The following is a 13353-nucleotide window of genomic DNA, read 5'->3' as shown; positions in this document are numbered from 1 at the left end:
GGCTTCATCTATCGAGAGTCGCTTCGTAAACCTGAATTAAGGCTTACGCTGAGTTGGTACACCTAACTCACTGAGTTGGCTTATAAAGATTGACGGGTTGGTAGTATCTTGCAGTAACCAAACTTGATGTTTCGCCCTGGTCATCGCGACATAAAGTAAACGCCGTTCTTCCGCATCAGGGAAATCCTCTGGAGCGGGTAGCAGCACATCTTCAAGAAGAGATTCGCGCGCGACGGCTGGGAAACCATCATTCCCTTCATGCAAACCAACGATAATTACGTAGTCTGCCTGCTGCCCTTTACTGGCATGGATAGTCATAAAATCAATCGCTAACTTTGGCCAACGGGTCGCCGCTTTTTGTAAAATATCTGGTCGCAGATGATGATAACGAGCCAAAACGAGGATGCGTTCATCATCCTTTACAAAGCCACTGCATTTATCCAGCAGTGTTTCGAGTTGCTCACTTGGCAAGATAACCACTGACTTTTTATTGCCTTTACTCAAGCTGTTTAGTGGCTTTTTGAGCTGGTATGGATTCTGCTGAATAAAACGGTTAGCGATCTCGCCGATACGGTCATTAAAACGATAAGTGGTATCTAACGCGCATTCAGCTCCTTCACCAAAACTCTGGTGAAAAGCGGTGGTGAGAGAAAGCTCTGCACCACTGAATCGATAAATAGCCTGCCAATCATCACCAACAGCAAATAGGCAGGTTTGTTTATTTTGCTTGCGCAAAGCAGTCAGCAACATGGCGCGTTGTGGCGAAATATCTTGAAATTCATCAACCAATATATGTTTCCACGGGCTGACAAAACGTCCTTTATCCAACAAGTTAACGGCTTGATGGATAAGCCCGGAAAAATCGACAGCGCCCTCTTCCTTCAGCGCGGCTTTCCAGGTTTTGAGTAAGGGAGCCATTAGCCGTACACGTTTTTGGAAGAGATCTCGCACTTCTTCATCAGCCTGCTCTATCATTTCAGCCTGACTACCACCGTGCATCCGCATTAATCCTAACCAGCGTTCCAGCCGCCCAGCGAGCCGGGCGGCCAACCGTTTATCTTGCCAAAACTCGCCTTCGGCGACGTCCCACTCCAGCTCGTCAGTTAACCATTCGCGCCACCCTTTAGCTTGGGCTTTTTTCTCACTGCATTGCTGCTGCCAATGCTGAATCAATAATGACCTTCTGGCCTTGCTATCAGATTCAAGCTTACTGATCACTGGCGTCTTGCGGCTACCTTGCTGGATTATCTGCAATGCAAGAGCATGGAAGGTTTTGGCTTGAATATCATCCACCGCCAGCCGTTGCTTAATGCGGCTATTCATTTCATCCGCTGCTTGACGGCCAAAAGCCAGCAATAAAATTTGCTCCGGCAATGCTTCATTGCGACGTAATAGCCAACCTGCACGCGCCACCAACACTGATGTTTTGCCACTCCCGGCGCCCGCCAACACCAAGACCGAATCTTCACCATTGACCACCGCCCGGCATTGCGATTCATTCAAAGGAGACGATTCAACACTTTGGAAAAAGTCTTGATGCTCTTCCAGCATGCGGTGAGTCCACTGCTGATTACGATGATCAACACTGCGGCTGCCTTGCTGTAACCAGCGCAGACAGAGCTCATAATCTGCGCGGCACGATTCAAACTCGGTCAGGCGCTGAACCGGCATTGGCAGTGATGCAAAAGCCTCACGAATGGCGGCCTGCACTTGACCTAATTCGCTGCGTTTAAACCATTTATCCTGCTGTTCAATTCGCTTAATTGATTCAACTTGTTTGTGCAAAACCTCAACACAAACCAGGCTCATCTCCTCACTCCATTGCTGCCAGATGCCCAATAAGTGATGATAAAAACGCTGAGTTTCCTGCCATTCAGTGCCATGCAAACGCACAACTTGCTGATTTGGCAATTCAAACTCCATTTCGCCCCAGACAATACCGCGCTTACATTGAATGCTAACCAACTGGTTAAAAGGAATCAGGTATTGATGTTTATCACCGCATACTTCGATGCCCGCATTGAGCAAGCGAACCCGGTTATAAGGGTGCTGAGCCAGATGCTTGCCAAAGGATGTCGCTTTAAGTTCCATATCTGCGCGCCATAACTCGTATTAAGTGAATTGAAGTAACATCGAAGAGTGTAAATAAAATAATTGAGTTTAAACAACAGGTATCCGATAGTTGATTAAGGAAACTATCCCTATAGGATAGAGGGCACCTGTTTTTATTCATCCGCAATGCGGTTTTTTATTCAGCGAGGCAGATTAATTACTATGCGTACTGTACTGAATATTTTGAACTTTGTTTTAGGTGGTTTCTTCACAACATTGGGCTGGCTACTCGCAACCGTGGTCAGTGTTATCTTGATTTTTACCTTACCACTAACTCGCTCTTGCTGGGAGATTACTAAGTTATCATTTCTGCCTTATGGTAATGAGGCGATCCATGTCAATGAATTATACCCAGAAAAAAGTAATCCTCTGTTATCCGCAGGCGGTTCTTTACTGAATATTGTCTGGTTTATTTTGTTTGGCTGGTGGTTGTGTTTATCGCATATTGCGACCGGCATTGTGCAATGTATAACCATAATTGGTATTCCGGTTGGGATTGCCAATTTTAAAATTGCCGCTATCGCGTTATGGCCAGTGGGCCGACGTGTTGTGTCTGTCGAAATGGCACAACAAGCAAGAATAGCCAACGCCCAACGCCAGTATCAGCAACGCTGACTTTTTCGTTTTTAGAGGTTTTTGTGCTCACTTTCGTCACTGGTTTACGTCGTTACGTCTATAACAGCAACCTGCTCTACCATGTTCGAATTTTTATCGCATTAGCAGGAGTAACGGCGGTGCCATGGTGGATTGATCAGCCTAAACTGACCATCCCCTTAACTCTCGGTGTCGTCGCAGCAGCACTGACTGATCTTGATGACCGCCTGGCTGGGCGGTTACGTAATTTATTCATTACACTGATTTGCTTTTTTGTCGCATCAACCTCTATTGAACTGTTATTTCCTTATCCATGGTTTTTTGCCCTTGGGCTAACCTTATCCACTTGCGGCTTTATTTTGCTCGGCGCTTTAGGCCAACGTTATGCCACCATCGCCTTTGGTGCATTACTCATCGCCATCTACACCATGCTGGGTACCTCGATGTACCATATTTGGTACCAGCAACCGCTGTTACTGATAATTGGTGCCGTTTGGTACAACGTTCTGACCCTATGTGGGCACCTGATTTTCCCTATTCGCCCTTTGCAGGATAATCTGGCCCGTTGCTATCAGCAGCTTTCTCACTATTTGGACGCAAAAGCCTATCTATTTGACCCAGATATTGAGTCTGATGTTGATCAGCCGCTTATTGATGTGGCAATGGCTAACGGCATATTACTAACGACATTGAACCAAGCCAGAATCTCACTGGTTTCACGACTTAAAGGTGATCGAGGGCAACGCGAGACTCGGCGAACTCTTCATTACTATTTCGTGGCACAAGATATCCATGAACGCGCCAGTTCATCACATGTTCAGTATCAATTGCTTCGAGAGAAATTTCGCTACAGCGATGTTTTGTTCCGCTTTCAGCGCTTACTCAGCATGCAAGCCAGAGCCTGTATGCAACTTTCTCAATCCATTTTAATGCGGCAAAAATATCAACATGACCCACGTTTCGAGCGCGCTTTTACCTATTTAGATGCCGCACTAGCCAGAGAAATGGCTCAAAATGAGAATGTGCCGCAAGTAAAAGCGCTGTCGCTTTTGCTTAAAAATTTGCGAGCTATTGATGCACAACTGGCAGGTATTGAGTCTGAGCAGGTGTTAGCAGAAGGTTCACAACCTGAAAATCGCTTATCTGATGACCGTCTCACCGGATGGAGTGATATTAAGCTACGTATCAGCCGCCATCTGACCCCACAATCTGCCCTATTTCGCCATGCTATCCGTATGTCGGTGGTGCTTTGTGTGGGTTATGCGTTTATTCAGCTTACCGGTATGCGCCATGGCTATTGGATTTTATTAACCAGTCTTTTTGTCTGCCAACCCAACTACAACGCGACACGTAGCCGCCTTACTCGGCGTATCATCGGTACACTCGCCGGGATACTTATCGGGCTACCTATCCTTTATTTCGTGCCTTCAGTTGAAGGGCAACTGATCTTAATCGTCATTAGCGGCGTGCTATTTTTTGCTTTCCGCAATGTTCAGTATGCTCATGCAACAATGTTCATTACCTTGCTGGTTTTATTATGTTTTAACCTATTAGGTGAAGGATTTGAAGTCGCCGTTCCACGAGTATTTGACACATTGCTCGGCTGTGCCATTGCCTGGGTTGCCGTGAGTTTTATCTGGCCTGATTGGAAATTCCGTCATCTCCCCGCAGTAGTTAATAAAACACTGAATGCAAACTGCCGCTATCTTGACGCTATTTTAGTGCAATATTATCAAGGTAAGGATAATAGCCTGCCCTACCGCATTGCGCGCCGCGATGCACATAATTGCGATGCTGAGCTGGCATCAGTTATCTCAAATATGTCTGCAGAGCCCAACAGCAACAAAGAAACTCAGGAAGCGGCATTCCGTTTACTCTGCCTGAACCACACGATGTTGAGTTACATATCTGCGCTAGGCGCTCATCGTGAAAAACTAAGTAATGCCACCACACTGAGTTTACTCAATGACGCAATTTGTTATATCGAGGGCTTGCTTGAGCAGGAACAACCTGACAGTAGCCAAATGGCACGAGTGCTAATCGGTTTATCTGCCCGGCTACAGGACTCTAATCCTGATCCGGACAGTATAGACCAATTGGTTTTACAACAAATTGGCTTATTACTTGAATTGTTACCTGAGCTTAGCGAGCTCAATAAGCGCATCAGTCAAGCAAGCTAATTAATGCTCGGGCGCGTTCTCTCAGTGGCCCGCGACTAGGCGGGTTCACATTGTGCAATTTTGGGCGAGCGAATGTGAATTTCAAACCATTCTATAAGCTCGCTACGCATCATTAGAGGCAATGCCGCATAGTGGTGACCGCTGATAGCGCCAGCCAGGGACAACAAAACATTCACCCCAAGCGATCGTCTCAATGCTCGCAATTTAAGATAGCAGCACTTAGCCCCTTCAAGGCGCAACTCCGCCGCACTCTTGATGCCCACTTTCCACAATAACCGCTCTAGACTGGCGCTAAGATTTGGTAAATCTTTTAAGCGAACCGTGGGGCCTTTCTTACTCAATGCCTCGGCTTTAGCGCCTTGGTAGGCCAACTTAGCAAAATGGCGCAGTGCAAGGTCATCGTCCCATAATAGAGAGTCCACCCAGTAGTAACGCAGCAAAACAGGAAGCCCACGTTTAGCATAAACAAGATTGGTCATTTCTCTGGTACGGAATAAATTTTCAACTTGATCATTACCACGTAAATACAACTCTCCCTCTGAAACCACAGCAAACATAATGCCGCTGGCAAGCAAACCATAGCCGCCAAATTGTGAGCGAACTGTGATTTGACCTAAAAAATCGAAATGAGACTGAGCCCGCAATATCATCCTTTCTGATACGTTTTTCATGACTACTCCTTTAGCAAAAATCCGATCCAACGTCCCTATTCAGTTGCAATAAGTGTAAGAGGAACAACTAATTAGAAAATACGCAATATAGATAACTGAGCCAAACAAAAAATGTGTTTGACGCCCATCTACATCACAATAATGCGAAGCGTCTTGTAAAAATTTAGTTGATCTTCGAATAAACAGTGACTACTGTATATGCATACAGCACACTACAGGCGAGGTTCATAATGCATACTCAATCACTAAAACCTTATCATGCTAATTATCATTCTCTTGTTACCCGTGATACACAGGAAAGAGTTGATGCTCCAACAGATAGTGGCCTTATCAGTGAACTTATGTACAGTGAAAACCAGCCTGCGGTGACCCAGCTATTGCTTCCTCTATTACAGCAACTTGGTAAGCAATCGCGCTGGCTATTATGGTTAGCACCACAGCAGAGATTGAGCCGTTCATGGCTACAGCAATCAGGTTTGCCAATCAGTAAAGTTGTGCAGGTAAGGCAGATCAGCCCATTATCAACGATTGATGCTATGGAAAAAGCCTTGTTGACGGGAAATTATAGTGTTGTCCTTGGCTGGCTGCCTGAATTGTCAGAAAATGATCGTAGTCGATTACGTTTGGCAGCAAAGTTAGGAAATGCTTATGGGTTTGTGATGCATCCTGTGGATGACACAAAATCGACTCAAGGACAGTGCGCAACGTTAAAAATTCATTCTTCTTTGTATCATTAAGTAAATTTAGGATTTATCCCATGAATTTTTACAATATTTAGCGCTTACTCCTGTGTAACCAGCATAAAGCGAGTCAGAATGCGGCTTGCAGCAGAAAATAACGTCTAGAAAAAGCTGTTATTTCCGGCTAAATCGTTAAAGATTATGCACAATTTCGGTTTTTTTTCAGGCGGTTTATCACATCACACTTGTAACTTTCTCGCCACGTTGTAGACTTTACATCGCCAAGGTTGCTCTAAAACGCCAAATTATACTGGCAGCGTGATTAACGGGAGCGCGAATACCTTGACGAAGAATTTTAACCAAGGGCTTGGCTTTAAAGCTCATTGCCTATTTGGATGATAACGAGGCGTAAAATGAAAAAGACAGCTATCGCATTAGCAGTGGCACTGGCAGGTTTCGCTACAGTAGCGCAAGCCGCACCGAAAGATAACACCTGGTACACCGGTGGTAAATTGGGTTGGTCCCAGTATCAAGATACTGGCACTGGCGGTATCTATGGCGACGTTGGCAACGACGGTCCTACCCATAAAAACCAACTGGGCGCTGGTGCATTCTTGGGTTACCAAGCAAACCAATACCTGGGCTTTGAAATGGGATACGACTGGCTTGGCCGTATGCCTTACAAAGGCGACGTTCGTAACGGCGACTTTAAAGCACAGGGCGTTCAACTGGCTGCTAAACTGAGCTACCCTATTGCTCAGGACCTGGACCTGTACACCCGTCTGGGTGGTATGGTTTGGCGTGCAGATTCAAGCGCGTTTGACGCAACTTCTGGCTTGCGTTCAAACAACCATGACACCGGTGTTTCTCCATTGGTAGCTCTGGGTGCTGAATACGCATGGACCAAAAACTGGGCAACCCGTATGGAATACCAATGGGTTAGCAACATCGGTGATAAAGCTACCGTTGGTGCTCGTCCAGACAACGGCATGCTGAGCGTTGGCGTTTCTTACCGTTTCGGTCAAGATGACGCTGTAGCTCCTGTAGCTCCGGCTCCAGCACCAGCTCCAGTTGTTGACACTAAGCGTTTCACTCTGAAATCTGACGTGTTGTTCGCTTTCAACAAATCAACTCTGAAACCAGAAGGCCAGCAAGCTCTGGACCAACTGTATTCACAGCTGAGCTCTATCGATCCTAAAGACGGTTCTGTAGTTGTTCTGGGCTTTGCTGACCGTATCGGTCAACCAGCTCCTAACTTAGCTCTGTCTCAGCGTCGTGCTGACAGCGTGCGTGATTACCTGGTTTCTAAAGGTATCCCTGCTGAAAAAATCACCGCTCGCGGTGAAGGTCAAGCAAACCCAGTTACAGGCAATACCTGTGACAACGTGAAACCACGTGCTGCTCTGATCGATTGCCTGGCACCAGATCGTCGCGTAGAGATCGAAGTTAAAGGCTACAAAGAAGTTGTAACTCAGCCACAGGCTTAAGTTTACTCCTTTCGTAAAAAACCCCGCTTTGCGGGGTTTTTTTTATCTCTTTTTCATGAAGTCTTTTTTATTATCTCGCTCAGCAAAACTCAGGTCATATCGCATTAACTTAAACCGTATTATAGTGACCTTAATGTCAATGCGGATTCAAATAGATTAAATCTCTTTACCCAGAATATCCTGTAAATCCTGCTTTAAGGATGACATCTGACTTTCATACCTCTCTTTACGCTCAGCATCTTCAATCAACTGAACAACCGTCTCTGACAGAGTAATACCCCGACGCCTGGCCAGCGCGGCCAATCGTTGCCAGACCAAGAATTCCAAATCGATTGATTTCTTGCGAGTGTGCTGATGCTCAGCATTAAAATGCCGCTTACGTCTGGCGCGGATAGTCTGCTTCATCCGGTTAGCCAGTTGCCTATTCATGTGAGTATCAATCCACTCCAGCACTTTCACTGGCTCACTTTCCAGTTTCATCAGTTGCTCTACTGCTTCCAGTGCAGCACTGTTTTCAATATGGCGGGTAATAGCCTCACCTTCACGGTGTTTTTTTACCAAATACGCCCATTTCCAACCGCTTTCCAGATTTTCCAGTTGCTGATATTTCATCGTGAGCTCTTTAGTGACCGTGTAACTTAACTCAAGCATAACAGTTTTACACAGAATTTCACCCTCCTAAAAGCACATGATTAGTTTGTTTTTTGTACGGAATACTGCCGATCTCTTACTCCTTGCCATCAACTACCACTCTACGTATATGCAGTCTGCTTTATTCTTGTATAATCGCACTTTCCCTTTTTGACGATTGCATCTATCACTTTGACCAATAACAGACTTGAATGGCAGTCACTGCTGCCGAACACAACGCCATATGAAGCGTTATTTGCTACTGCCTCCCAGTTGGAGCCTGTTTCTTTCGCCGCGATTCAGCCCCGGTTAGAAAATGGCATGACGTTATTCTGTCATCCACAATCTCAGCCGCGTTTTATGCTGATCAAAGCACAGGAAAGTACTGAGTATTTGGCATTGATCGCTCAAGCTGTTAAAGAGCTGCAACCTGAGGCCTCTGCCCTGTTTGGTGGAGATTATCTGGTACACGGTCACCAAGTCACTTGGCAACCAGCACAACGCGGTGATGAGCCCTTTGCGGCCCTCTCACGTTGTCTCTATCAAGAGTGGGTCGAGCCCGAACAGCTGTTTGGCTGTGTCAGATGGCATAAAGATCAAATAAGTTTACAGCCCGGTTTGGTTCATCAAGCCAATGGCGGCGTCTTGATCTTGTCGGTGCGCGCATTACAGGCGCAGCCTTTGATGTGGTTACGGCTGAAGCAGATGATTGTTCAGCAGCGCTTCGATTGGTTATCGCCGGATGAAACGCGTCCTTTGCCAGTACATATCCCATCAATGCCACTGGATTTACGTCTGATTCTGGTTGGCGATCGTCTGGGGTTAGGTGATTTCCATGATATGGAACCTGAACTGGGTGAATTGGCTATTTATGGCGAGTTCGAAGTAGAGCTGCCGCTGGTCGATATTGATGGTATGACCTTGTGGTGCGGTTATATCAATACACTATTGCAGCAAAAACAACTCCCTGCGCTGTCTGCCGATGCCTGGCCGGTTCTGTTCCGTCAAGCGGTGCGCTATAGCGGCGACCAAGGCAGTCTGCCACTGTGCCCACAATGGCTGACTCGCGTGCTGGCGGAGGCGGCACTTTATGCCGAAGAAGATACAATTACAGCCAACGCGCTGGAGGTTGCGCTAAATGCCCGTGATTGGCGCAATAGCTACCTTGCTGAACGGATGCAAGATGAGATAGAACTGGGGCAAATTCTGGTTGAGACCGAAGGGCAAGTTGTCGGTCAAATTAATGGGCTGTCAGTCTTGGAATATCCCGGCCATCCTTATGCCTTTGGTGAGCCAGCTCGAATCAGTTGTGTCGTCCACTTAGGCGATGGCGAATTTGTTGATGTTGAACGTAAAGCAGAGTTGGGCGGCAATATCCATGCTAAAGGCATGATGATTATGCAAGCTTTCTTGATTTCAGAATTGGAGCTTGATCAGCCGCTTCCCTTCTCCGCTTCCATTGTTTTTGAGCAATCCTATGGTGAGGTTGATGGCGACAGTGCATCACTGGCCGAACTTTGTGCCTTGATCAGTGCCCTGTCACAGCAGCCTATCAATCAGCAAATTGCCGTGACCGGTTCAGTTGACCAATTTGGTAATGTACAACCTATTGGGGGCGTCAATGAAAAGATCGAAGGCTTCTTTGAAGCTTGCCAACGCCGTGGGCTGACGGGTAATCAGGGGGTAATTTTACCCGCGACCAATGTCCGTCATTTGTGCTTGAACCAGTCAGTGATCGAGGCAGTACAAAATGGTCAGTTCCATTTATGGGCTGTAGATAGCGCCGCAGAAGCATTGCCATTATTAACCGGTGTGGTTTATGCCGATGAGCAGCAACCGAGCTTGTTAGGTATAATTCAAGAACGAATCTCACAAGTAAATCCGCAGGACAGGCATCGTTGGCCATGGCCATTACGTTGGCTGAACTGGTTCAACCAGGGCTGATCGGACTTGCTCAGCGTACAGCTGTACGCTATTCTGCGCACTTCAATAAAATAAGGCTTACTGAGAACATGGTAGATAAACGCGAATCCTATACAAAAGAAGACCTTGAAGCATCTGGCCGTGGCGAACTGTTTGGCGCTGGTGGGCCACCATTGCCAGCAGGCAATATGTTAATGATGGACCGTGTCATCAAAATGACAGAAGACGGCGGCCTCTATAACAAGGGTTATGTGGAAGCGGAACTGGATATTAATCCGGATCTATGGTTCTTCGGTTGCCACTTCATCGGTGATCCGGTAATGCCTGGCTGTTTGGGCCTTGATGCCATGTGGCAGTTGGTTGGTTTCTATCTTGGCTGGTTAGGTGGCGAAGGCAAAGGCCGCGCACTGGGCGTCGGTGAAGTTAAATTCACAGGTCAAGTACTGCCTGATGCCAAGAAAGTGACATACCGTATTCATTTTAAACGCGTGATCATGCGTAAATTGATCATGGGTGTCGCTGATGGAGAGGTATTAGTCGATGGTAAAGTGATTTACACCGCCACCGACCTGAAAGTTGGCCTGTTTAAAGACACCGCTGCTTTCTAATATCTTTAGCCGTGACCTGATGCAGGGGCCGTTAAATCCCCTGCATTGTTATCAGTATGCCAATGGCATTTTTTTTAAACCTTAGTAACTACAATAAATGTAGTCGCTAATTAATATCAGTCCGTAGTCAGCGCTATTCACAGGAAATACACAAGGAGTGGTATGCAAAGAACTCGCCTGCAAGATATGCCCTGCCCGGTTGCCCGCGCCCTTGAACGAGTAGGTGAATGGTGGAGTATACTGATTCTGCGTGATGCTTTTCAGGGGCTAACACGATTCGATGAATTTCAGCAAAGTTTGTCGCTTTCCCCTACTATCCTGACCCGACGCTTAAAATATCTGGTAGAAAGTGGCATCCTTGAAAAGCGGCTCTATCACTCCCGCCCTGCTCGCTATGAGTATTTATTGACCAAGCGTGGCACGGATTTCTTCCCTGTTATTGCCGCCCTATTTCAATGGGGTAATCAACACTTTGCACCAGATGGCCCCGCAGTGATTCTCACCGATCGCCGCACCGGTACACCGGTGGAACCTATCTTACTGGACAATGCCACTCGACAACCTATCCGTGCACAAGATGTCACCCTCACGGCAGGCTCTGTCAGGAGCGATATAATTAATAAACGGCTGGCGCTGATGCATGACAAACAAGCCGTCGATGCCAGACACCCACTACATTCAATTGAGTCTAGAAAGGAAAAATGATGAATACGCGCCGTGTCGTAATTACCGGGATGGGTGTAGTTTCCCCATTAGGCTGTGGTATCGAAACTGTCTGGCAACGTCTGTTGGCGGGGCAATCTGGAATCCGCATTCTGCCAGATGAGATTGTCGGCGATCTACCGGCAAAAATTGGCGGACAAGTGCCAACTCTTGCCGCAGATCCTGAGGCGGGTTTTGATCCTGATAAAGCTGTTGCGCCCAAAGATCAAAAGAAAATGGATCGCTTTATTGAATTTGCGATGGCTGCAGCTGATGAGGCTATTGCCCATGCAGGTTGGCAAGCCGATAATTTAGAGCAACAAGAGCGAACCGCAACGATTATCGGTTCCGGTATTGGCGGTTTCCCATCCATTGCGCATGCAGTACGCACGACCGATAACCGTGGGCCCAAGCGTCTGTCCCCTTTCACCATTCCCTCATTCTTAGTGAATCTGGCTGCGGGCCACGTTTCTATCAAGCATCATTTTAAAGGGCCAATTGGTGCTCCGGTCACTGCCTGTGCGGCAGGTGTTCAAGCTATTGGCGATGCCGTGCGCATGATCCGCAACGATGAAGCTGATATTGCTCTGTGTGGCGGGGCTGAAGCCGCAATTGATAAAGTCAGTCTGGCCGGTTTTGCTGCAGCCCGCGCATTATCAACCGGCTCTAATGACGCGCCAGAGAAAGCCTCTCGCCCATTCGATAGCGCCCGTGATGGTTTTGTGATGGGCGAAGGTGCTGGCCTGCTGATTATCGAAGAGCTGGAGCATGCTCTGTCCCGTGGTGCACAACCATTGGCTGAGATTGTCGGTTACGGCACCAGCGCCGATGCTTATCATATGACCTCGGGCGCGGAAGATGGCGACGGCGCATATCGTGCAATGAAAATTGCATTACGCCAGGCAGGAATTAAACCGGAGCAAGTTCAGCATCTGAATGCACATGCAACCTCAACGCCGGTGGGTGATCTGGGTGAGATCAATGCAATTAAACACCTGTTTGGCGAGAGCAATACTTTAGCCATTACATCAACAAAATCAGCCACGGGCCATTTGCTCGGTGCTGCTGGTGGATTGGAAACCATCTTTACGGTGTTGGCATTGCGGGATCAAATCGTTCCCGCCACACTAAATCTGGAAAATCTGGATCCTGCGGCCTCAGGACTTAACGTGATTGCGGGCAAAGCTCAAGCACATGAAATGACATATGCCCTTTCAAATGGCTTTGGTTTCGGCGGGGTCAACGCGAGTATTTTACTGAAACGCTGGTAAGCACGAACATGGCTCAATACAGCTAGGCGGTAAACGATTAAATCCCGATGAGTGACTCCAGTCAATAATTCGGGTTTATGAGAGCAGCCAACAACGCTGCGATAGCAAGTACGAAGAGATAACTCAAAGTAATTGGTGTTGCAGCCAGGCGGTAAGCGATTAAATCCCGATGAGTTGACTCCAGTCAATGATTCGGGTTTATGAGAGCAGCCAACAAAGCTGCGGCAGCAAGTACGAGAGTCTTTCAAAAACCTCCGCGATATGCGCATAAAGCGGAGGTGTTCCCTTAGTCTGACAGAGAGCCGCTTAGGCGGTCACAGCCCTGTCCTCCATGGCTTGTCGCCAACCTCCTAACCAATGTGATCTGGCGTCTAAAGCTTGGTAAGGGCAAATTTCCCTTGAACGCCCTGAAATACCTGCTTGGTACCCACGTGACAACGCCCTTTCCAGGCGATCTCTTTTCTGTCTCTTCATGCCTCGTTTCCCTCATCTTTC

General features: G+C 47.3%; 12 protein-coding genes. 8 read left to right on the top strand and 4 right to left on the bottom strand.

The annotated features are described in order from the left end of the window. Positions 1-36 precede the first annotated feature (36 nt). On the bottom strand, positions 37-2091 hold the full coding sequence (helD, locus tag DJ58_RS15135; protein ID WP_004709946.1) for a DNA helicase IV: 2055 nt from the start codon (positions 2089-2091) through the stop codon (positions 37-39). 183 nt (positions 2092-2274) lie between these two features. On the opposite strand from helD, the gene DJ58_RS15140 reads away from it, so the two are divergent. Together DJ58_RS15140 and yccS are read left to right on the top strand one after the other, a co-directional pair. Next, complete coding sequence (locus DJ58_RS15140; RefSeq protein WP_004709948.1) at positions 2275-2727, top strand: YccF domain-containing protein; 453 nt, start codon at positions 2275-2277, stop codon at positions 2725-2727. A 23-nt stretch (positions 2728-2750) separates the two neighbouring features. Further along, positions 2751-4886 (top strand): YccS family putative transporter, encoded by a 2136-nt coding sequence (gene yccS, locus DJ58_RS15145; protein ID WP_004709950.1) that lies wholly within the window; start codon positions 2751-2753, stop codon positions 4884-4886. A 35-nt stretch (positions 4887-4921) separates the two neighbouring features. Here the strand turns inward: yccS and DJ58_RS15150 are convergent, their stop codons facing one another. Further along, positions 4922-5557, bottom strand: coding sequence for a TfoX/Sxy family DNA transformation protein (locus tag DJ58_RS15150; RefSeq protein WP_032911297.1), 636 nt, complete (start codon positions 5555-5557; stop codon positions 4922-4924). A gap of 230 nt (positions 5558-5787) precedes the next feature. Between DJ58_RS15150 and sulA the strand changes: the two genes are divergently transcribed. Then, positions 5788-6294, top strand: a complete 507-nt coding sequence (gene sulA, locus DJ58_RS15155; protein WP_004709954.1) for an SOS-induced cell division inhibitor SulA — start codon at positions 5788-5790, stop codon at positions 6292-6294. A gap of 356 nt (positions 6295-6650) precedes the next feature. Next, positions 6651-7724: a porin OmpA gene (gene ompA / locus DJ58_RS15160; RefSeq protein ID WP_004709956.1), complete on the top strand. Its 1074-nt coding sequence runs from the start codon at positions 6651-6653 to the stop codon at positions 7722-7724. A 156-nt stretch (positions 7725-7880) separates the two neighbouring features. Here the strand turns inward: ompA and matP are convergent, their stop codons facing one another. Next, positions 7881-8336, bottom strand: a complete 456-nt coding sequence (gene matP / locus DJ58_RS15165; protein ID WP_032911298.1) for a macrodomain Ter protein MatP — start codon at positions 8334-8336, stop codon at positions 7881-7883. A 210-nt stretch (positions 8337-8546) separates the two neighbouring features. On the opposite strand from matP, the gene DJ58_RS15170 reads away from it, so the two are divergent. The 4 genes from DJ58_RS15170 to fabF all read left to right on the top strand — a co-directional run bounded on the left by DJ58_RS15170 (position 8547) and on the right by fabF (position 12858). Next, positions 8547-10298, top strand: a complete 1752-nt coding sequence (locus tag DJ58_RS15170; RefSeq protein WP_032911299.1) for an AAA family ATPase — start codon at positions 8547-8549, stop codon at positions 10296-10298. 68 nt (positions 10299-10366) lie between these two features. After that, on the top strand, positions 10367-10885 hold the full coding sequence (fabA, locus tag DJ58_RS15175; protein ID WP_004709961.1) for a bifunctional 3-hydroxydecanoyl-ACP dehydratase/trans-2-decenoyl-ACP isomerase: 519 nt from the start codon (positions 10367-10369) through the stop codon (positions 10883-10885). 162 nt (positions 10886-11047) lie between these two features. After that, positions 11048-11590, top strand: a complete 543-nt coding sequence (locus DJ58_RS15180; RefSeq protein ID WP_032911300.1) for a winged helix-turn-helix transcriptional regulator — start codon at positions 11048-11050, stop codon at positions 11588-11590. Continuing rightward, on the top strand, positions 11590-12858 hold the full coding sequence (fabF, locus tag DJ58_RS15185; protein ID WP_004709962.1) for a beta-ketoacyl-ACP synthase II: 1269 nt from the start codon (positions 11590-11592) through the stop codon (positions 12856-12858). Before DJ58_RS15180 ends, fabF begins: the two co-directional genes overlap by 1 nt. Before the next feature lie 306 nt (positions 12859-13164). Here the strand turns inward: fabF and rmf are convergent, their stop codons facing one another. Next, positions 13165-13332: a ribosome modulation factor gene (rmf, locus tag DJ58_RS22585; RefSeq protein ID WP_005170911.1), complete on the bottom strand. Its 168-nt coding sequence runs from the start codon at positions 13330-13332 to the stop codon at positions 13165-13167. Positions 13333-13353: the final 21 nt, after the last annotated feature.

Source organism: Yersinia frederiksenii ATCC 33641 (genome assembly GCF_000754805.1).
Lineage (GTDB): Bacteria > Pseudomonadota > Gammaproteobacteria > Enterobacterales > Enterobacteriaceae > Yersinia > Yersinia frederiksenii.
Note: the sequence above shows the minus strand (reverse complement) of the source record. Positions and strands in the feature narration are given on the sequence as shown.

Coding starts and splice junctions, on each gene's coding strand:
- fabF (WP_004709962.1), top strand. CDS start 11,590: ATGAATACGCGCCGTGTCGTAATTACCGGGATGGGTGTAGTTTCCCCA.
- DJ58_RS15180 (WP_032911300.1), top strand. CDS start 11,048: ATGCAAAGAACTCGCCTGCAAGATATGCCCTGCCCGGTTGCCCGCGCC.
- DJ58_RS15150 (WP_032911297.1), bottom strand. CDS start 5,557: ATGAAAAACGTATCAGAAAGGATGATATTGCGGGCTCAGTCTCATTTC.
- fabA (WP_004709961.1), top strand. CDS start 10,367: ATGGTAGATAAACGCGAATCCTATACAAAAGAAGACCTTGAAGCATCT.
- ompA (WP_004709956.1), top strand. CDS start 6,651: ATGAAAAAGACAGCTATCGCATTAGCAGTGGCACTGGCAGGTTTCGCT.
- rmf (WP_005170911.1), bottom strand. CDS start 13,332: ATGAAGAGACAGAAAAGAGATCGCCTGGAAAGGGCGTTGTCACGTGGG.
- sulA (WP_004709954.1), top strand. CDS start 5,788: ATGCATACTCAATCACTAAAACCTTATCATGCTAATTATCATTCTCTT.
- matP (WP_032911298.1), bottom strand. CDS start 8,336: ATGAAATATCAGCAACTGGAAAATCTGGAAAGCGGTTGGAAATGGGCG.
- helD (WP_004709946.1), bottom strand. CDS start 2,091: ATGGAACTTAAAGCGACATCCTTTGGCAAGCATCTGGCTCAGCACCCT.
- DJ58_RS15140 (WP_004709948.1), top strand. CDS start 2,275: ATGCGTACTGTACTGAATATTTTGAACTTTGTTTTAGGTGGTTTCTTC.